We start from the raw sequence: 20,930 nt of genomic DNA on the forward strand, positions 1-20,930 counted from the left end.
ACTGCCTGCGGGATGTTCCGCTAGCCGAGTGAGCGGCGACCGCTGCGAATTCGCAGAACACCATTCTACGCAAAGAACCCGCTCGCCGCAGCTGAAATTGTGGACAACACCTATCCGATTGCCTGAGAAAGGTGCTCAAGCCGCGTCTCCGCCTTCCGGTCTGGCCTCCGAGTCAGAGAACGCACCCCGGGTTCGATTCGCGTAAGCGACGAGCCCCAGCATCACGGGCACTTCCACCAACACGCCGACAATCGTGACCAATACGACCGGTGAAGCGGCACCGAACAGAGTGATCGCGACCGCAACGGCAAGCTCGAAGAAGTTCGATGCACCAATCATCCCCGCGGGCGCCGCGACGTCGTGCCGGCAATGGAGCCGGTAGCAAGTCCCATAGGCGATAAAGAACATCAACACGGTCTGGATAATCAACGGAATGGCGATCATCACGATGTGCAGCGGATTGTTGAGAATCACATCGCCCTGGAACGAAAAAATCAACACCAACGTCAACAACAAACCAGCAATGGTGACGTTGCCGAAGCGAGGAAGAAACTCGTCTTGGAAGTACGCCTCTCCCTTGGAACGGATAACGAACCCACGCGTCAACACGCCCGCGGTGAGCGGCACGACCACGAACAACACCACCGAAACGATCAATGTCATCCACGGAATCGTGATCCCCCCAATACCGAGCAGCAGGGCCACGATCGGCGTGAATGCGAACAAAATGATCAAATCATTGGTCGCGACCTGAACAACCGTGTAGGCAGCATTGCCGCGTGTGAGGTGACTCCATACAAAAACCATGGCTGTGCAGGGCGCGGCCCCAAGCAAAACTGCGCCCGCCAGATAGTCTTTGGCGAGTTCTGCTGGGATCCAAGGCTTGAACACGACATAAAAAAAGAATGCTGCGATCGCGAACATTGTGAAGGGTTTGATCAGCCAGTTCACGATCCAGGTGACGTACAGCCCCCGTGGGTTCTTACGCACATTTTTCACACTGGCAAAATCGACCTTCATCATCATCGGGTAGATCATCAACCAGATCAGTATCGCGATCGGGATCGAGACATTGGCGTACTCGAGCTTGGAAAGAAACTCGGGGAAGGCTGGCACGAATTTGCCAATCAACACCCCGACAACCATGCAGATCACAACCCAGTACGTCAGGTTTCGTTCGAAGAAGCTAATGCCAGGCTTCTCAGCTTTGCTTGTGGTGTCCATCGTTTTTTTATTGCGAAATATTTGGTAGAGAAGTCACAGAAACGCTGAACTGTGACAAGTAAAACGATCCAGCCGAGCCTCGCCCGTCTGGAATCAGGGCTTCTTCGTCCCACACTTGGGGCGGCAGGTCTCGATCGCCTTGGCCAAGGAGCGAAAGGCGTCCGTCAAATGCTGGTACCGCACGTTGTAGAAAACGGTGCGTCCCTCCTTCGAGGCCGATAGGACGCCACTTCTTTCCAACATGCCCAAGTGACGCGAAACCACGGAATAATCAACGTCACAACACTCGGCTAGCTCGGTCACCGAGCAGGGCCGACCGCACTTGGCGAGGCACGACAATAGCTTCAGCCGAGTCGGTTCGCCCAAGGCTTTGAAAAGCTCGGCGTCCAACAGGTCGTCAATCGGCCCGCAGCACTGCGAGGCTTCGTGGGGTTTCATGGCAGAGGATCCGTTCGTTGCATACATGCGTCATCATGCAAACGTAGTACCTGAGACCGACCGCGTCAAGATCGCAAAACACAACATCCGCCACCGCCTGCCAGGGCGTCCTTCAGCACGAACCAACGGCCGAAAAAACACTGCGGACCTCGCCGCCTACGTTGCGGACCTCGCCGCCGACGTTACGGCGTCCGACGATACTTGCCTGGGGGCATGCCGGTCGCCTTGCGAAAAAAGACGGAGAGGTATTCGTCGTGTTCAAAACCCGTTCGGCTGGCGATCTCGGGCAACGAGAAGTCCGTTTCTCTGAGCAGCTGCTTGATGCGATCGAGTTTCAACCGATTGATTTCCGCATGCGGCGATCGGCCCAACATCTTTTGGAAGCGGCTCTCCAAGACCCGGCGGGACAACGGCACGTGGCGGACGATATCGGCGACGTTGATTCCTTCGAAAACATGCTCACGAATGAACCGCAGTGCAGCGACGACATCGGGATCGTCGATGGCGAGGATATCGGTCGATTGCCTCGCCTGGATACCGATCGGTTTGACGAGAACCGGAGCATCGCCGACAGTTTCGCCTCGCATCAATCGATCCAACAGCGAGGCCGCTTCGTACCCGGTACGCCGCGTATTGCAGATCACACTCGACAGAGGCGGGTCGGCGAGCTCGCAAAGCAAGTGATCGTTGTCGACACCGAGCACGGCCACCTCTTCGGGAACGGCGATGTCCAACTCCCGGCAAACCTCAAGAATCTTCTGCGCCTGGATGTCGTAGCAGGCAATGATCCCCACCGGCCGCGGCAGTCGTTTGAGCCAGGCTGCCAGGCCGCGTTTCTCTCGCGTCCATGAATACTTGGCATCATTGCGAGTCAGAGTGTCGAAGACGTGCGGTTCGAAATTCTCGGACTGAGCAAGTTTGCGAAACTCATCCCGGCGCCAGTTCGACCAATTGAAACCGGGATCACCGCAATAGGCGAGATTTCGGAAACCCCGGTCGAGGAGATGCTCCACCGCCAACCGCGCGATGGCAACGTCGTCGGTCTCGACCCAGGGGATACTGGGAAGATGCCGGGCCGCACTGACATCGACCACAGGCATCTGCGACCGCGTCAACGCTCTTGCGATGGAATCATTCTCGATCCGCGCGATGATGCCATCTCCCTGCCACCGCCCCAACCACTTCGGTGGCTCGCCGCCGCGTTCCTGCTCGGGCAGAAAAATCGACCAACGCTCGTGCTTGCGCACGTAGTCCACGATCCCTTCGAGCACGCCACGCGAGTAGGAATTCGACGTTTCCACTAATAAGGCGACGGCGCGACGTGGCATCATTCCTCAATCAGACACGAACTCAGGGGACTCAAGACGGCATTTCTGCCGCATATCAGAATAATTCGCGAGGTGAAATATCTCAATACTTCTGCGTGAAATTGCATTGTTGCAGCTCAGGTTTTAGCCACAATCGTGGGGCAATCGATCGACAGATGCAGCATCAAACTCAAACACGAGGAACGAGTGAAATGGCGAAGACAGTAAAAGTAGCGATGGTGGGACTCGGGTTCGGATCGGAATTTATCCCGATCTACCAGGCTCATCCCGATGCCGAAGTGGTCGCGATTTGTCGTCGCAACGAAACCGAACTGAACAAGACCGGTGACCAATTCGGTATCGACCGTCGTTACACGGACTACGCTGACGTGCTCGCCGATGCCGATATCGACTGCGTCCACATCAACAGCCCGATCGCAGACCACGCCCCGATGTCACTGGCGGCGCTGGATGCGGGCAAGCATGTAATGTGCACAGTACCGATGGCAACGACCATCGAAGACTGCAAGCGGATCGTCGACAAGGTCCAGCAAACTGGACTGAAGTACATGATGGCCGAGACAGTGGTCTACAGCCGCGAGTTCCTCTATATCAAACAACTGCACGACCAGGGCGAACTGGGCGAGATCCAGCACCTGGCCGCTTCGCACCCGCAGGACATGGACGGCTGGCCGGACTATTGGAAAGAGATGGTGCCGATGCACTACGCCACGCACGTGGTCAGCCCATGCCTGGGACTGGTCGATGGTTTAGCCGAGTACGTCAGCTGCTTCGGATCCGGAAAGGTTCGTGATGAGATTGCAGAACTATCGGGCAATCCGTTTGCGGTCCAGTCATGCCACATCAAGATCAAGGATACCGAGCTGACCGCTCACATCTGGCGAGCCCTCTACGACGTGGCTCGGCAATACCGAGAGAGCTTTGACGTTTATGGAACAAAGAAGAGTTTCGAGTGGACATTGATTGAAAACGAGCCTCACGTTTTGCACACCGCGAAGAAGCCTGAACCGGAGATTCCCGAAAAGATCGAGGTCCCTGACTTCGCGTCGTTGCTCCCCGAGTCGATCCGCCGGTTCACCATGCCACAGGAGATTCACGACAGCGAACATCTCTCCTTCGTTCAAGGCGGCGGTCACGGTGGTTCGCACCCACACCTCGTTCACGAGTTCATCAGTGCCTTGCGTGAAGACCGCGATCCGCGTCCCGATGCGGTCACGTCAGCGAACTGGACCTGCGTGGGCATCTGCGCCCACGAATCGGCGATGAACGGAGGAAAAATCGTTCAGCTGCCTGAGTTCACGCTGAAGCAGCCCGTTTAGCCCTGCTCTCGTCAAACACCCCCATCCACTGCATCACGTCCGACCTCCGATAGGCTTGCCTCCATGTTCCGACTTGCACTCTGCTTCCTCTGCTTTTCGCTAGCCGGTTTGGCACAGGCTGCCGACCTCACCGCGCTCTTTCTCGGCGACAACGGTCCCCATCAACCCCGGGCCCGGTTTGACGAATTGCAACCGGTGCTGGCTGACCGCGGCATCTCGCTGGTCTACACCGATGACCTGCGCACGTTGACGAAAGACAATCTCGAGCAATACGACGCGTTGATTGTCTTCGCAAACATTGACGAGATCAGCAAGGACCGCGCCGACGCGATTCTGGACTACGTCGCTGAGGGCGGTGGATTCGTGCCGCTGCACTGCGCATCTTTTTGTTTTCGAAATCAGCCGGATCTGGTCGCACTGATGGGCGCCCAATTTCAACGCCACGGGACTGGCGTCTTTCAAGCCGAGATAGCCGATCCGGATCACGAACTGATGCAGGGCTACGGCGGCTTCCGCAGCTGGGATGAAACCTACGTGCATCACTTGCACAACGATGCCAATCGCACGGTATTGGAGTACCGGGTTGATGAAGAGGGGCGTGAACCGTGGACCTGGATCCGCACCGACGGGCAAGGCCGTGTTTTTTACACCGCGTCCGGACACGACGGGCGAACGTGGAACAACGCGGGATTCCAAAACCTCGTCGAACGCGGCATCCGCTGGGCAGCCGGTGGTGACCCAGCCAAGGCGGGTAATTATCTAGCGGAGAGACGTTTTGACGCCCCGGAAATGACCGCCCCACGCACCGATGTGGCTGACGCTGAGTTCATCGACGTGGGCCCCGAAATCCCCAACTACACGCCGAGCGACAGGTGGGGTGTGCAGGGCAAACCCAAGACGTTGATGCAGAAACCACTGCCCCCCGGAGAATCGATCAAGCACTTCGTCACCCCAGTAGGATTGGCGGTCGAACGCTACGCCGACGAGCGTGACTTCCAGGCCAAACCGATCGCCATGACCTGGGATGCTCGTGGGCGACTGTGGCTCTGCGAGACGCTCGACTACCCCAATGAACTTGGCAAAGACCGCGACCGAATTCGCATCTGCGAAGACACCGACGGCGACGCGGTGGCCGACAAATTCACTGTCTTCGCTGAAGGATTGAGCATCCCCACGTCGATCGTGATCGTTCGCGGGGGAGCTGTCGTGCAGAATGGTACCGAGACGATCTACCTGAAGGATACCGACGGCGATGATGTTGCTGATGAAAAGACAACCCTGATCACCGGCTGGTCGCTCGGCGACACCCACGGCGGCGTGAGCAATTTCCGCTATGGGCTGGATAATTGGATTTGGGCCATGCAGGGATACAACAACAGCCGGCCGGAATTCGCTGGCGGCCAATCGCAGTCGTTCCGCCAGGGTTTCTGGCGATTCAAATTGTCGCAATCCGATCCGCCTCAGGTCACCGACTTGGAATTCGTTCGCTCGAGCGACAACAACACCTGGGGTCTCGGTATCAGCGAAGAGGGTTTGATTTTCGGGTCGACCGCCAATCACAACCCCAGCATGTTCATGCCGATCCCCAACCGATACTACGAACGGGTTCGCGGCTGGGCCCCCTCGACGCTGCATGCGATTGCCGACACGCACAAATTTGACCCGATCACCGAAAATGTTCGCCAGGTCGATCACCACGGCGGCTATACCGCGGGGGCCGGTCACGCTCTCTACACGGCCCGAGCGTTCCCGGCGCAGTGGTGGAACCGAACCGCCTTCGTAGCCGGCCCGACGGGGCACTTGGTCGGAACGTTTGTCCTGAGCCCCCAGGGCGCCAACTTCACGTCGACCAGCCCCCTGAATCTGCTCGCCAGCGACGATGAATGGAGTGCGCCGGTGATGGCTGAGGTCGGTCCCGATGGAGCCGTCTGGGTTCTCGATTGGTACAACTACATCGTGCAACATAACCCGACGCCCAACGGTTTCCAAACCGGTAAAGGAGCAGCCTACGAGAGCGACCTACGCGACAAACGACATGGCCGCATCTATCGCGTCGTACCAGCGGAAGAGGGAAAACTGCACGACTTCACGGACCTCGCCGCAGCGAGTGACGAGGACTTGGTACAGACACTCAGCCACCCTTCGATGCGATGGCGATTGCACGCCCAACGCTTGCTGATCGAACGGGACGCGTGCAGCAAAGCCGAGATCAAGCAAAAACTGGTGGAGTTGATCGGCGATGAAAACGTCGATCCTATTGGCTTGAACGTGGCAGCGATCCATGCCCTGCGCACGCTCCACGGATCGAACGCTCTGACGGGGCAAGCCGTTGCGTCGGGACTGAAACACCCATCGGCAGGAGTCCGCCGCAGTGCGATCGCGGTGATGCCGGCCGACGCAACCGGATCGCAGACCCTGCTCGAACACAAGTCGCTTTTCCGCGACGCCAATGCACAGGTCCGCCTACAGGCGATCCTGACGCTTGCGGACATGCCCACATCGCGTGACGCGGGTAAGCTTGTCGTTGAACTGGCCAGCGGCGAAACCGACCCAATCCTGATCGATGCTCTGACATCCGCCGCCGCGACCCACTGCGTTCCCTTCTTGGAATCGGTCGCCACCTCCAAGGCGACCGCCACGGGTCCGCTCGCCAACATCACAGAGCGCGTCTCGGAGCATGTCGCACGCCAGCAACCGGATGCTGATCGCCTCGAGCGAATCGTCGCGAGTTTGTCGGATGCCGCCCCAAGCTTGTCCGTGGCCATCCTCGATGGACTGACCAGGGGACTGCCCAACGATTTCACGATTGCCACGAACGAGTCTCTCCATAAAAGTCTTGTCGAAACGTTCCAGAATGTTGGCGGTCCGGTCCAGGTAAAACTGCTTCGCCTCGCCGCTCGCGCGGGCATCGACGCATTGGACTCCGAGGCCGATATGATTATCGATTCGATCATGGACGTGATGGCTGATCAGGACGCCGCCCCGACCGATCGATTGTCGGCCGCGCGGGACCTGATCGGATTCCGCGCCAATGACCCTGGCGTGGTCGCAGAGATTTTGGAAACCATCACCCCCCAAACCTCCCCGGAGCTTGCCGGCGAACTCCTCTCAGCGATCAAGCGAAGCAATGCCAGCGACGCGGGCGATGTTTTAATCGAAGCGCTCGCCGCGTTCTCACCGAGCGTCAAGTCATCGGCGATCGATGTCGTGCTCAGTAAACCCGACTGGGCAAAATCATTGTTGTCGGCGGCCGAAGCCAATGAGTTCGACTTCGACGAACTGTCACTCGAACAGAAACAGTCGCTGCGAGCGTTCCCCGACAAATCCATGCAGTCTCAAGCCGAAGCGTTGCTCGCTCGCGGTGGCGGATTGCCGGACGCGGATCGCGAGAAGGTGCTGCAATCTTTGATGCATGTGACCAAACTCAGTGGCAATGTCGATGCCGGCCGAGCCGTCTTCAAGAAAGTTTGTGCGAACTGTCATCAACACGGGGACATGGGCCAAAAGGTCGGCCCCAACCTCACTGGCATGGCGGTCCATCCCAAAGCCGAACTCTTGACGCATATCGTCGACCCGTCGCGAAACGTCGAGGGCAACTACCGCATGTACAGCGTGCTGACCCTCGATGGATTGATCATCAACGGGATGCTCGCTGGCGAATCCAAAACGTCGATCACGATCGTTGATTCGCAAGCGAAAAAAATCAGCGTCCCGCGTGAAGACATCGAGGAGCTGATCGCCTCGCGGAAGAGTGTGATGCCGGAGGGTTTCGAGAAGCAAATCAGTGAATCGGAGCTCAGCGACCTGTTGGAATTCTTGACCGATACCGGTGGCTACGTGCCAATCCCGCTCGATGAGTTTTCCACCGCGATCAGCACCAAGGGGCTGTTCAGCAATAGCGACCGAGGCCCCGACCGGATGGTCTTCGAGAACTGGGGACCGAAAGTCTTCCAAGGAGTGCCCTTCCTGCTCACGGACCCTCAGAATCAAACGGTTCCGAACCTCATCCTATTGCACGGTCCCAACGGGCCCCTGCCTCCCAAAATGCCTCGGAGCGTGTCGATCCCGTTGGGCTCTCCCGCCACAGCGATCCACCTGCTCAGCGGCGTCGGCGGATGGAGTTTTCCCTTCAGCACCGAGCAAACTGTTTCGATGATTGTGCGTCTGCACTACGCCGGCGGCGAAACCGAGGACCACGAGTTGAAGAACGGAATCCATTTCGCCGACTATATCCGCCGCGTCGATGTCCCCGGCAGCGAGTTTGCGTTCGCGCTCGGCCAACAACAGATCCGCTATCTCAGCGTCTCGCCCCAACGGGACGCCCCGATCGAGAGGCTCGAATTCGTCAAGGGCGATGACATCAGCGCCCCAATGATCATGGCCGTGACCGTCGAGCAAGCCCGGGGTGGCGATGCAAACACGGAACCCGAATGATCCGCCGGCCTGGTTGATCCGCCAGCATGCGGCGGGAACCAAGTGGGAAGCCCAGGCTCAACGGAAGGGCACTGGGCCATGGCGGCACTGGGCCATGGCGGGACGGGGCCATGGCGGGACGGGGCCATGGCGGGGTTCGAGACCGACAGAACCCGACGAGTTGAACCGACGCCGAGGGCATTTTGAGAAAATAGCCGGTGGTTTGTGCGCAAGCGAACACCATCGGCAACATTGCTGCGGAGATTGAAAGTGGCGTAAGCTTTGAGCTGGCGTTGTTGCCGACCGCAAGCTGGAAGCTTACGCCTCTTCGCGTTCTCCCAACGCGTCTCGCCTCACTCGAGGCAGGACTTCGGCTGAGGCGAGCGACATCCTGTCCCTCGCAATAGCACTTTTGGTTCGGCAGTGTGGCGTCCAATCCCGGCGACACGGTGCCTTTGCAACTGGCTTAGATGCCTGCTGGCACAACCGCCCGCCGCCTGCGGCGTCGGTGCGACCATCCTGCAACGACGCACCCAAGACTGAATATCAGTATGCTGGAAGGTTCTGGAACGGCGGCGGCATTCACGGTAATACTACTGCCGGTGGACGAGACGGCGATGCCGTTGAAATCTATGTCGGAAAAAGTCGAGAGAGCATCAAACTCGAAATCGAAGGTTCCAGCAGAATTCGTATCAAATTCAAGTCGCGCCAGGAGGCTGGGGGCTCCCGATCCCGGCAGCACGACGGGCGAGGGAGTAAACGCAGATGCCGGGTCCTCGGTATTGTCGCCCACCGTGATTTCGCTACCACCACCGCCGACGAACGTTACCGGAAAAGAATTGATCACGCTCGAGCTCACCCCGGAAAAGACATAGTCCCCGTCCATCAGGAAGGACTCGCTCTGCGGATCCGAGAACGCCACCCCGGGCCCTCCCGTTATATTTACACCGTAAACATAGGAATCCAGTTCGTCGGCAGAGTTACTGTAAATGTGCAAATCAATGAAGCCGCTGTCGCCAGCATCATAGGACCTGTTCGGAAACAACTTCGGGATTTCAGCATGGGATGACATAGTTGAATTTACTGAGGCTTGAGTCCCGCTGAGTCGGTTCGTTGTCTTTGAATGCTTGCTCTACCTTGATTCCAGAGTGGTAGACTTTGCGAGCCAACTCGCAGACAACCTTCAAGCCAGTTCGCGTGCTGACTTTCGAAATCAGCGTCTGCATCCATGAGAGTGATTCGACGAGCCGTCCGCTGATCGCTCGTGTTAGGTGACAGAACAGGCGATGATCGATCGGGTTGTATTTGCTGCAATACGGAGGCAGATGAGCGACGCGAATTGGGATTCCAAGGGTGACCGCCACGCGGTGCAGGCGTTCCCGATAGAGCGGGACGCGGTAGCCCTAACCGAGCCGTGCTGGCTGGCCGACAAACAGTGGACTTTGAGTGTCGAAAAAGCTACCCTATTGGTGGTGCCGCTGAGCGTACGCGCGCACTGCAAATTTTCGTTCTGGATATGACAGTACTCAAAAACCTTCCGCTGTGCTCTGCGCACGCTTCCGTCGGATGAACCTGATTTGTTGCCAGAGCGCACGAAAAACGGGACGAACCCGTTGGAGTTCGTCCCGTTTTCGTGATGTTTACTCAGTGGGCTGGCGAGGTTAGTGAATTCGCGAACCCGGTAAACGGCTTCTCAGCAGGATAGCGGCTGGTAATTTGACCGGCAGGCCTAGTAGCGATCGCCACCGCCGCCACCACCACCGTAGCCGCCACCGCCACCGCCGTAGCTGCCGCCACCACCGCCGCCGCCGCCGTAGCCGCCACGACCGCCGCCGCCGCCACCGTAGCCGCCGCGACCTCCTCCTCCGCCGCCACCGCCACCGGTGCGGGGAGCACGTGGGCGAGCCTCATTCACTGTCACATTGCGACCGGCGATCGATTGACCGTCCAGGTTTTCAATCGCTTCCTTGGCACCCTCAGCGTCCGCCATTTCGACAAATGCGAAACCGCGGCTGCGACCTGTTTCTCGATCCATGATGATGTTGGCAGTGGATACTTCGCCGTACTGCTCAAATGCTTCCCGAAGATCGTCTTCGGTAGCGGAGAACGACAAGTTCCCTACATAAATATTCGTCACAAAACTAACCTTACGAACCGTCACCAACGAGACAAAATGCCTCTCGCATTCAGGGGCGGAATTACTGGAAAACACTTCCAAAAGTAACACACCGCCGAGAGTGTGGTGCTCAACTGGCCGTTCAGCCTGAACCAAAGGCGAGCGGCAGTCAATGGCGGATGTCGCAAAAATAACCCTCCGGCGGCTCGGCAGTCTTGTATGCCGGCCTTCGCCGACCCACAATCAGGTGGCACGGCTGACGGTTGAAACGCCTGTGCTGTAGGGAGGCACCCTCTTGGAGTCATGGCGGACGTTTTAAGTAGTCTTTTTCCAACGAAAGCGAAACGATGGACGAATTGATCAAACTGATCAGCAGCCAACTCGGTATCGATTCAAAAACTGCGAACGCAGCCCTCAGCAGAGTGATGGCGTTGCTCAAGAGCCAGATCGGTTCGCAATTGTTTGCCCAGGTCGCTGGGGCGGTTCCCGGTGCGGAGAAAGCAGCTGCCGAAGCACCCGATCCCGCTGCGGGGGGCGGCCTGCTCGGCAAGCTGACCAGCTCCGTTTCGTCGATGTTCGGCGGGAAGTCGGGCGCGGGAATGGAAATGGCCTCCGCCCTGGCCAGCACCGGTGTCGATGTCGATAAAATCGGCCCGATGCTCAAAACGGTTTTTGCGTTCCTGCGTGAAAAGCTCGGTGACGAAACTGTCGAGCAGATCATCGCCAAATTGCCCATGCTCAAATCGCTGATGGGACGGTAGAGGTCCCTGTTTCTCCCAAACGCGGGACCGTTTCGCCAGATTAGGACTGCTACCCCGTGGCGACACCCGGCTCAGTGATTTCTGAGCCGCAGGTCGTCAGGCCTCGGGGAACACGAATGTTTGGCGCACTCGCCTGCCAGAAAAGCCCGTTCAGTCGTCCAGCCGAGTGGCCAGCGGAAAGAAGAGTCCGACGATCGCTGTGAACAGCATCAGGATGGCGGCGGAAAACAACGCTCCTCCTAGACCAATCTGGCCCGCGATCTGGCCCCACAGCAGTGACCCGACTGCCATCGAACCGGCCATCATCGTCAGGTAACAACCCATCCCACGAGCTCGCAGGCGTGTCGGCAGGGTGATCTGTGCGGTCGCGTTGAGCGTCGTCAAGGTCGCCATCCAGCCCGCCCCCATCAGCAGGACCGCAGGCAGCAGGATCTGCCACGATGGCGAAAAGCTCATGATGGCTTGCCCCCCCGCGAACAGGCACATCGCGGCGGCAACCAACCGATCCGAGCCGAATCGATGACGCAGTCGCGGAAGCAAGGCCGCACCCGAGACCGCCCCCGCCCCGACGCAGGCGACGAGAATCCCAAAGCCACTCGACCCCCAACCGAGCTCGGTCTTGGCATAGAGCGGCAAGAGCGACCACAGCGAACTGCCGGGCAGGACAAAGAGCACCACGCCGAGCATCACATGACGCATCACTGGATGGATCGCGACGTAGCGGACACCCTGCCGCAGAGAGGATCCAAACGAGCGGCCTCGGCTGCTCTCATTGGCCGTCCGCTGCCACGAGATCAGCACCATCACCACGCCGGCAAACGTGCAGGCATTGATCGCAAAAGTGCTCCAGATCCCCACCAGGGCAATCAGTACACCGCCGAGGGCTGGGCCCAGCGTGCGGGCCAGGTTAAAACTGATGCTCCCCAATCCTACGGCGCGAGAAATCTGGTTGCGTGGCACGAGTTCGGGAATCGCCGATTGCCAGGTCGGGACATGCACCACCATGCCCAACCCCATCACAAAGGTCAGTGCCAGTAGCCCCCATGCGGTGATATGGCCGCTCCAGGTGAGCACGGCGAGGATCGCGGTGACGCCAAACAACAGCGACTGCGTCATGATCAGCAGTCGCCGCTTGTCAAACCGGTCCGCCAAAACACCAGCGGGAATCGCGAGAAAAACGATGGGCAAAGACATCGACGTCCGCACCGCCGCCACCATCTCAGGGCTGCCTTGGAGCGTGGTCATCAACCACCCCGCACCGACCTCGTGGATCCACGTGCCGAGATTCGAAGCCAACGACGCCATCCAGAAAAACCGAAACAGCCGCAGTCGCAGCGGCTCCCAAAAGGGCTCCGGACGCATCGAGACGGGGACAGGCCGAGCAGAGGATGTCGACGGCGCAGGCCACGATGACGAGGCACCTGCGGGATCGGTAGTTTCCACATCCGCGGCTGGTGACTCCTGAGGCAGTGCCTCTGGATGCGATGTCCCCCGGCAGGCGGCATCGGTCGGCTCACCATCGGTCGGCGCGGTGTTATGGTTTGCGACGGTGTGACGGGGAGAAGGGGTGGCGAGTTTCATATCCTCAAAAATCGGTGACGGAACGGTTGTCGTCAAGTGCATTGATGCCGCCATGACGACTGGGGCGGTTTGTGGGTTGGTCCAACGCGATGGTGCCGGAAAGGCAACCACCCGCCTCGAGCGGCTCAACCCATCGAGACACTTGGGTTTGGGCTATAGTGTGAAATATTCGTTAATGCATGCGTTGCCCATCCCGAGACGCTGTTTCATCAATGTCCCTCTGGCGTTGCCATCCACCCGGTCCCGAGTCATGCGCGTGAACTTTCCAAACTTCTGCCGACAACGCCGGCGTTGGCACCTGATGCGGCAACGCTGTGCAGTCTTATATTCGTCCGAAAAACGCGCTTTCTACCACTGCGGGCGGGACTCCCACGCACCGGTTCGCGGGCGCCCCGCCCGCACCCACCTGAATCACAGTCAAAGGTGGTTCCCAGCGTTATCGCTTCGGGCAGTCTCACTGTTGCTGGTGGTGGGTTGCGTGCTAGTCGCTCCAACGCGACTGCAGGCCGGATTGACCGGTGAGAACGTTGCCCTGATTGTCAACGGTTCATCGACCGACTCGCTCACGATCGCCAATCACTACGCGGCCCTGCGCGACATTCCCTCCCACAATGTGATCGTGCTGGAAGATGTCCCGAGCGAGCTGAGTATCTCACTCGATGCGTTTCGTGACGGAATTCTCAAGCCGTTATTGGAGACGATCAATTCTCGCGGAATCGCCCCCCAGATCAGGGTGGTCGCCTACTCGGCAGGTTTCCCCACGTCGGTCAACATCGGCGAGCTTGCCAAACGCTTTCCCGACCCGGCTGATAGCAAGTACCGAACCCCGGTCGCGTCGATCAACTCACTGACCTACTTCTATCGCTGGGTGTTGAGTGATTCTCCCAATCTACTCGCTTGGGGAGCCAACCTCTACGCCCGCGGCCCCTTTGGCCGCCACTTCGCGAACCCATTTAGCGGCGAGAACGCGCAGCAGTTCGAGGCGGCAATCAGCGACAGCAAAGCGGAGAAGTTCACTGAGGCTGCCGAGAGCATGCAATCGCTCGCCGATCAATTCCCGACGCTCTTTCCACTCCGCATCCTCGCAGCAGAAAACTGGCTGCGCAGCGGTGAGGAAGACAAAGCACTCGCGCAGGTCCGAAAGTCCATCGAGCGGGGCTGGATTAATCGACGATACCTGATCGAGACCGAACCGCTCTCCCAACTCTTCGGCGGGGACGCCGTGGACCTGCCCGGCGATCGCCGCCGCCTGCTCGACCAGCTCGAAGATGTCCCGCATACCATGCAGGGACCGATCGGCTTCTCGAACACCGCAGGTTGGACCAATTGTGGCCATGCCGTGAAAGCCGACGAAGGTGGGATGCCCTACATGCTCTCGTGCGTGCTGGCCGTCGTTCACAAAAATGGTAGTACTCTGCAGCAAGCCATCGATTCGCTCAGCCTCGCCGCCCCGGCAGACCGAACCTACCCCGATGCAACGTTTGGTTTCTCCAAGACCAAGGACGTGCGTTCCAAAACACGATTCCCCGTCACCACCGATGCTCTTTCCTGGCTCCTCTCCCGCAACGACGACGTTGAGATCTTTTCCTCGGCGCTACCGAGCCAATCCGGTTCCTATGTCGGCATGATGCTGGGGGCTGCTTCGCTGCCGCTGAGTAACAAAAAGTGGACGTTTGCGTCAGGGGCGATCGCTGAGAACTTGACCAGTTTCGGCGGCATGTTTCAGAATAACTCGCAAACGAAACTCACCGCCCTGCTGCATGCCGGCGCTGCGATGAGCAGCGGAACTGTGACCGAACCGTACTCGCTGCCACCAAAGTTCCCTTCCGCGATGATGTATCCCTATTACAGCGAAGGGGTGGCGGCGATCGAAGCGTTCTACCTGAGCGTTCCATCACCCTACCAACTGCTGATCGTCGGCGATCCCTTGTGCCAGCCATTTGCCCGCGCACCCAACGATTTCGTGCGAATCGAGAGCAAACCACCCGCCATCGAAATCACGTGGCAGTCCCTGCCCCGGACTCCCGACAGTGTTCCCACTGCGGCAATCGAACTCTACCTCAACGGAAAGTCCGCAGGACGCATTCGACCGACACCAAAAATTCGCGTCAACCTGCCCGCGAACGCCGAAGGGGTAGTGGATGTTCGGGTCTCGCTCATCGGCGCTCACCCCACGCAGCCGCGTATCGGCACTCACAGAAATATCCTCGTTGGCGAAGAATCGCACCTCCCGCAGATCGAACAGACACCGAGCGACACGCCCGGCGAGATGACCGTTTCAGTGGCATGCGACGAAGCTGAAAGCATCCATCTTATCCATCTCGGACGTGTGATCCATACTTTCGAGAGCGACTCTGGTGATGTCACGCTGACGCCTGCACAGATCGGAACCGGGCCCGTCCGACTGCAGGCCAACGCGCAGCGAGATGGAAGCATCATGCTTGGCCGCCCCGTGGAAATCGAGTGGTGAGGTTAGTAATGGTGTTTCGTTAAACGACGCCACCACCGTCGGTGGAGGTCACGACGCTCGCCCTTCGCCAATCGTCTCGTACAGGCCACGATAGGTGTTGACCATGCGTTGCACCGAGAATAGATCGTTCATCCGCTGTTGGTTCTTCGCTCCCACTCGAGCGGCAAAGTCGGCGTCGTTTAGAAAATGGTTCACCTTGGCGACGAACTGTTCATCATCTCCTAGATCAAAACCTTGCTCGGCAGCGTCTCCGATGAGTTCCAAGCTGCCTTCCACGCGGCTACAGACAACCGGTTTCCCGCCCGCCATGGCTTCCATCACGACATTGGGCATCCCCTCATAGTGACTCGGCAGTACCAATAGGGTACTCGCCGCGATCAGGGCCGGGATATTGGGTTGCCAGTCGAGTACGCCGACGCGATCTCCTGGCACCCCGTCCGCCCATCGTCGCAAATCCGCGCCGAGCGCGCCGCTGCCGACGATCGCGAGTCTGACATTGGAGCCGGCCGGTGCAAAGCGATCGAGCGTCCGCTGCAGCAGCGCGATGTTCTTCTGAGTGTGCAGTCGGCCGAGAAACAACACGACACGGATATCGGCGGGCCATCCGAAATCTCGCCAGTCCAATGGCACCGCACTCGCAAATCGTTCGGTCTCGACCGCATTTCCGATCACACTGAGCTCGCTTGACGGAAGCCGATACTGCTGCTGAGCAAACTCGGCGACCGCTGAGCTGACGCAGACCACCTTCGCGGCACTGCGCAGTGCCTGGCCTTCAATGACGATGCGCGGGCGGTTGGGATCGGCCACTCGCACACCGGCTACCCAGTTCCGTCGCTCGGGTGCGGGCAACGCTGCCTTGGTTAGCACGTTGGCATGGAACAGAAAGCTCTGACGCAGCGCAGCAGGTCGCAATCGCAGCCAACTCCGCAGCTTTCGATAGACCGATCCTAGGTCGGCAATCCCACGTCCCTGGCCGGACTCGATCTCGATTCCGTGAGCCTGCAGGTCGCTCACCAATGCACCGAGTTCAGGCGTTGGGAGCGGCCCGAGCGAGAACACGCGAACCTCGTCCCCGCGGTCCTTCAGCCCGATGGCTAAGCGGGTCAGCGTCCGTTCAGCCCCACCTACGTTAAGTTCGGTAATGACGAGGTCGATCTGCACGGGGGACCTTGGAGAAGAGAACAAGCCAACAACAGGCTACCCGGCATTCAATGCCACTGAAATCCGCATGGTCTCGTTGACGAGTTCATCGACTCGGCGGGTGATGTCTTCATCCGCCAGCTGTTCGCCTTCAAAATCCACGCCCGTGGCGTACACAAATCGCGGTACCATCAGGCAACGGAAATCTAACATCAGACTGTTCGCCAATCCCATCGCGGACATGTAGCTACCGTGGCCACCAGCGGCCAACATCAACGCCACAATCTTGCCCGTCCAAGCCTTGCCGGTCAGTTCGACGGCGTTCTTAATCGCGGCGTTGACATCGTAGTTGTAGACCGGCGAGGCCACGAAGATGGCATCTGCCTGGCGGATGAGATCTGCCAACGCAATGACTTCCGGGTCACCGTACGCAGTCGCTCCGTCGCAGGGTGGCAAAACTCGCTGCGACAGATCGAACACTTCCACCTCACAGTCCCGTTCTCGCAGACGCTGGGCCACTTCTCGGGCCAGGATGCGGCTGCGGCTGTTCGGGTGAAGCGACGAGCTGAGAATCAAATGCATGCTGTCAAACGGCTGGGCCGTTGATCGAGAGGAAAGACTAGGTAAAGAAAAAACGGGTCACGTGATAGAAGATCGGTGCGGCAAAACAGATATTGTCGATCTGGTCGAGAATTCCCGCGTGGCCTTCGACGAGCGTGCCGGTATCCATGACGCCCCGATCGCGTTTGATGGCGCTCATCGTCAGCGTCCCCACGCTCGCCATGATCGTGACTACGACCCCCATCAACAGAGCTTCCCACCAAAAGAACGGCGTTGCCCAACGCAGCATCGCCGCGATCAAACCCGTCGTCATGACCGAGCCGACCACACCTTCCCAGGTGCGGGAGGCATTGATTTGCGGCGCGATCACGTGCTTGCCAATCCAGCGGCTCCAAACCCGTTCGAGAGTCAACGATAGCTGCGAGATCAACACGAAAAACATGAGCAAGTTAGTGTTGTCTTTCCAAGCTGTACCATCGGTGCGAACAAGATCGAGATGCAGCAGGGCGGGGGCATGGGAAAGACAATAGACGCAAATCATCAACCCGTACTGAATCTTGGCACATCGTTCGAGAAAACGCTTGGCGTCACCCGAAATCGCTGCCCGCGCCGGAATGAACAGGCTCGCGTAGACGGGGATCATGATGCTGTAAAATTCGTAGTAAGCGCTGCCCAGCCCGATCAGGATGAATTGCAGAGGGTGAAAGATGAAGAACACCCAGAACAATGTACGATGATCGCCACGTCGCGTCGGCGTCATTGAGATGAACTCGCGGAGGGCCCAAAATGACGCTCCCGCAAAGATCACCACCAGCGTCGTCGGTCCCGCCAGGGTGCCAATAACAAACACCGCCACCATGATCCACCAAACACGCAGCTTGGCTTGGAAACGCTTCACCAAGGCCGCATCCGTCCCCGGCGCGTTCCCACGCCCCATCACAATCCCGACCAAGGTCGCGATCGAAAGCGCCGTCAGGATGACGCCGATCAAAATGAAGGTGGTGAAGTCGGGCACGCGGGATTCGTTTACCTGCTATGGGGATGCGATCGGGAGGTCAGCACTCAGCCCCCTTTTCGGATAGGCGTTTAGCCCGCGATCTTCTTGACCACGGCTGCTCCCATGGCTTCGCAAGAGATCGCCTCGGAATCACCTCGGGCCAAATCCGCAGTCCTCAGTCCATCGGCCAAGACACCGGCGACGGCGGTTTCGATCGCGTCAGCCTCGGCATGCAAGGAGAGGGAATGACGTAGCATCATCGCGGCGGCCAGGATCGTTGCCAAAGGGTTGGCGATTCCCTTACCCGCGATGTCAGGGGCGCTGCCGTGAATCGGCTCGTACAGTCCCGGACCGGATTCCCCTAACGAAGCACTCGGCAGCATGCCGAGCGACCCAGGCAGCATCGAGGCTTCGTCGGTCAAAATGTCGCCGAAGAGATTCCCCGTCACCACGACATCAAAGTCCGCAGGGCGATTGATCAGATGCATCGCCATGGCGTCGACGAGCACGACATCGTATTGGACATCGGGGAACTCTTCGGTCATGACTTCCGCCGCCACGCGCCGCCACAACCGGCTCGGTTCGAGCACGTTGGCTTTGTCCACACTCGTCAATCGATTGGATCGCTCGCGGGCAGCGGTGGCCGCCATCCGCACGATCCGCTTGATCTCTCGGCGCGAATACGTCATCGACTGGAAAGCGGTCTCGTCCTCGCCTTCCCCGCTGCTGCCGGACTCGCCGAAGTAGACCCCGCCGGTCAGCTCGCGAAAGAACAGGATGTCGGTGCCCTGCACGATGTCGGCCCGCAAGGGGGACGCGTCGGCGAGTTCATCGAATAACTTGATCGGACGCAGGTTAGCGAATAACCCGAGTTCCTTGCGAATTCGCAATAACCCGGCTTCGGGACGCGTCTTCGCCGAAGGATCATCCCAGCGGGGACCACCGACCGCACCGAGCAAGATGGCCGAGGCGGAGCGACAGGCGTCTACCGTTTCTGCGGGCAGCGGATCGCCGGTCTCGTCAATCGCAATCCCACCAATGCGGTGCGAGCTGAACGAGAAATCGTGACCAAAGCGACTGGCGACTGCCTCGAGGACGCCCCGGGCTTGAGCAACGATTTCAGGGCCGATCCCGTCCCCGGGCAGCAATACGATGGAGTGTTTCATGGTCAAGGAATGTGAGAACGTGACGGAATGGGGAAACAATTTTCCCCCACAGATTAGCTGAATCCCCCGTTCAGCCCCAGGGTGCCACCGCGATCGGCCAGCCGCACGCTCTACTCACCGAGCTCCAATTCGACCCCGCCGCTGAAGGAGGCAATGAAGTTGTATGCCAACGCCAGGACCACCCCACCAACGAATCCCATCACACCGTAAACCAATGGCGCCAGGACGCCCAAGATCAGCGTGCCAGCGACCCCGACGACAAGCTGATTCCCAGCGGCGCGAAAGCCGCCGCCCGCAGCACCAACGATCGTCATGAAAATGATGAACAGCACGGGAATCAAGCCTATCAGTGCGAACAACGCTCCCTGCATGCAACCGAGTGACAGCGGGTCGATGCGGCGGATTTTCAGTGACCGCTGTCGACCGCCGAGATAAACCGGTTCGTCGGACGAAGCGGCCGAGTTGCTGTAGGGGTTGGCGGGAGGCATGCTCACAGAAATTCTCCTGGCGAAGGAACAGAAAGTTTCGTAACGGACATGGTAGTGGACGAGGCGACGAGTCCCTCACAAGAATCGGTTGCCGTTCCCGCGTTCTAACGCAAATGGGCTGCAGGTGAGGGTGTCTGCGATCGCTGGACCTCGCATCTCAGTGGCGACCGCGCGCTAATCTAGCCCATCGTCCGAGCGGGCCTGCGGTCTAGGAGACTGGGGGCACCCCGGATCGTCGATCGCATAGGCTTGGATTTCAAACGGATTGTCGCGATAGCCATCACGTCCACGGGCATAGAGCCACAGTGACACCCCGAGATAAGTGGGCAAGAAAAAGGGGCCCCAAATCGCGTACTGGTGGACGTGCACGCGTTCGTGGTTTCGCGTCCGGGCCAGTGCCTCGAGGTCGCGGCCGAAGACAACATGCCCCATCGTTAATGCTGCCGCAGGCACGATCATCCGGGCCAGCACCCGGGCCACATGCCGGCCATGAACTTCGAGTACGCCATCGACGCGCTGAAATCGTCCGCCGAGCAACAATCCGATCGCGATCCCCAACAACGTGTTCGGTGCCGCCCAGAGATATCCTAGCAATTGGGGGATCGACAGCTTCATAACGGACGAGCCCATGCGAATAGGGGGCCGACCCTTTGGAGGCGAATCATTTGACATGTGTTTTAAGGCTCATCCGACGGAAGCGTGCGCCCGAGGTTTTCAAGGCATGGCTCCCGTATCGAAGGATTTCTTTGTGGGATGTGATTGTCAATGTTAGACTGGCACTGCCGGGAGAAACGGAGCCGAGCTCTAATGGCGTGGACTTAGGGCGAATCTGGTGGTTTCACGGGCTCGACCGTGATCCGCTTGGCTCGACTGGGTCGAGGCTTTTTCAGCTTGGGATATTTTGATTGATTTCGGCGTTTGAGCTCGC

17 protein-coding genes are annotated in these 20,930 nt (G+C 59.0%); 4 read left to right on the plus strand and 13 right to left on the minus strand.

The window, feature by feature from the left end; all coding sequences use genetic code 11:
* Positions 1–135: 135 nt before the first annotated feature.
* From arsB to CA85_RS11845, 3 genes are all read right to left on the minus strand, one after another.
* Positions 136–1,224: an ACR3 family arsenite efflux transporter gene (arsB, locus tag CA85_RS11835; protein ID WP_146391551.1), complete on the minus strand. Its 1,089-nt coding sequence runs from the start codon at positions 1,222–1,224 to the stop codon at positions 136–138.
* A gap of 93 nt (positions 1,225–1,317) precedes the next feature.
* Positions 1,318–1,662 carry an ArsR/SmtB family transcription factor gene (locus CA85_RS11840; RefSeq protein ID WP_186774891.1) on the minus strand — a complete coding sequence of 115 codons (345 nt, stop codon included), beginning with the start codon at positions 1,660–1,662 and terminating at the stop codon, positions 1,318–1,320.
* Between the two features lie 182 nt (positions 1,663–1,844).
* Positions 1,845–2,993 carry an AraC family transcriptional regulator gene (locus CA85_RS11845; protein ID WP_186774892.1) on the minus strand — a complete coding sequence of 383 codons (1,149 nt, stop codon included), beginning with the start codon at positions 2,991–2,993 and terminating at the stop codon, positions 1,845–1,847.
* A gap of 188 nt (positions 2,994–3,181) precedes the next feature.
* On the opposite strand from CA85_RS11845, the gene CA85_RS11850 reads away from it, so the two are divergent.
* Together CA85_RS11850 and CA85_RS11855 are read left to right on the plus strand one after the other, a co-directional pair.
* Positions 3,182–4,309, plus strand: a complete 1,128-nt coding sequence (locus tag CA85_RS11850) for a Gfo/Idh/MocA family protein (RefSeq protein ID WP_146391553.1) — start codon at positions 3,182–3,184, stop codon at positions 4,307–4,309.
* A gap of 63 nt (positions 4,310–4,372) precedes the next feature.
* Entirely contained in the window at positions 4,373–8,743 is a 4,371-nt protein-coding gene (locus CA85_RS11855; RefSeq protein ID WP_146391554.1) for a PVC-type heme-binding CxxCH protein, read from the plus strand.
* A gap of 445 nt (positions 8,744–9,188) precedes the next feature.
* On the opposite strand, the gene CA85_RS11860 is transcribed toward CA85_RS11855, so the two are convergent.
* From CA85_RS11860 to CA85_RS11870, 3 genes are all read right to left on the minus strand, one after another.
* Positions 9,189–9,794: a PEP-CTERM sorting domain-containing protein gene (locus tag CA85_RS11860; RefSeq protein ID WP_146391555.1), complete on the minus strand. Its 606-nt coding sequence runs from the start codon at positions 9,792–9,794 to the stop codon at positions 9,189–9,191.
* Entirely contained in the window at positions 9,778–10,086 is a 309-nt protein-coding gene (locus tag CA85_RS11865; RefSeq protein ID WP_186774893.1) for an ISAzo13-like element transposase-related protein, read from the minus strand. The genes CA85_RS11860 and CA85_RS11865 overlap by 17 nt, the downstream gene beginning before the upstream one ends.
* 365 nt (positions 10,087–10,451) lie before the next feature.
* Positions 10,452–10,859 (minus strand): RNA recognition motif domain-containing protein, encoded by a 408-nt coding sequence (locus tag CA85_RS11870; RefSeq protein WP_146391557.1) that lies wholly within the window; start codon positions 10,857–10,859, stop codon positions 10,452–10,454.
* 326 nt (positions 10,860–11,185) lie between these two features.
* On the opposite strand from CA85_RS11870, the gene CA85_RS11875 reads away from it, so the two are divergent.
* A complete protein-coding gene (locus CA85_RS11875; RefSeq protein ID WP_146391558.1) occupies positions 11,186–11,599 on the plus strand; it encodes a DUF2780 domain-containing protein in 414 nt (137 codons plus the stop codon).
* A gap of 150 nt (positions 11,600–11,749) precedes the next feature.
* Here the strand turns inward: CA85_RS11875 and CA85_RS11880 are convergent, their stop codons facing one another.
* Positions 11,750–13,180, minus strand: coding sequence for an MFS transporter (locus tag CA85_RS11880; protein ID WP_246112722.1), 1,431 nt, complete (start codon positions 13,178–13,180; stop codon positions 11,750–11,752).
* Positions 13,181–13,658: 478 nt separating this feature from the next.
* Between CA85_RS11880 and CA85_RS11885 the strand changes: the two genes are divergently transcribed.
* Positions 13,659–15,650, plus strand: coding sequence for a hypothetical protein (locus CA85_RS11885; protein WP_246112723.1), 1,992 nt, complete (start codon positions 13,659–13,661; stop codon positions 15,648–15,650).
* Between the two features lie 48 nt (positions 15,651–15,698).
* Here CA85_RS11885 and CA85_RS11890 read toward each other — a convergent pair whose 3' ends face one another.
* The 6 genes from CA85_RS11890 to CA85_RS11915 all read right to left on the minus strand — a co-directional run bounded on the left by CA85_RS11890 (position 15,699) and on the right by CA85_RS11915 (position 20,617).
* Positions 15,699–16,811: a glycosyltransferase gene (locus CA85_RS11890; RefSeq protein WP_146391559.1), complete on the minus strand. Its 1,113-nt coding sequence runs from the start codon at positions 16,809–16,811 to the stop codon at positions 15,699–15,701.
* 36 nt (positions 16,812–16,847) lie between these two features.
* A complete protein-coding gene (locus CA85_RS11895) occupies positions 16,848–17,372 on the minus strand; it encodes an NADPH-dependent FMN reductase (RefSeq protein WP_146391560.1) in 525 nt (174 codons plus the stop codon).
* A gap of 37 nt (positions 17,373–17,409) precedes the next feature.
* The gene (locus CA85_RS11900; protein ID WP_146391561.1) at positions 17,410–18,366 is read right to left on the minus strand and encodes a phosphatidate cytidylyltransferase; all 957 of its coding nucleotides are present in this window, start codon (positions 18,364–18,366) and stop codon (positions 17,410–17,412) included.
* 71 nt (positions 18,367–18,437) lie between these two features.
* Positions 18,438–19,514 carry a 3-isopropylmalate dehydrogenase gene (leuB, locus tag CA85_RS11905; RefSeq protein ID WP_146391562.1) on the minus strand — a complete coding sequence of 359 codons (1,077 nt, stop codon included), beginning with the start codon at positions 19,512–19,514 and terminating at the stop codon, positions 18,438–18,440.
* A gap of 110 nt (positions 19,515–19,624) precedes the next feature.
* Complete coding sequence (locus CA85_RS11910) at positions 19,625–20,008, minus strand: hypothetical protein (protein ID WP_146391563.1); 384 nt, start codon at positions 20,006–20,008, stop codon at positions 19,625–19,627.
* 168 nt (positions 20,009–20,176) lie between these two features.
* Positions 20,177–20,617, minus strand: a complete 441-nt coding sequence (locus CA85_RS11915) for a hypothetical protein (protein WP_146391564.1) — start codon at positions 20,615–20,617, stop codon at positions 20,177–20,179.
* Between the last annotated feature and the right edge of the window lie 313 nt (positions 20,618–20,930).

This window comes from Allorhodopirellula solitaria, assembly GCF_007859855.1.
Classification (GTDB): Bacteria; Planctomycetota; Planctomycetia; order Pirellulales; family Pirellulaceae; genus Rhodopirellula; species Rhodopirellula solitaria.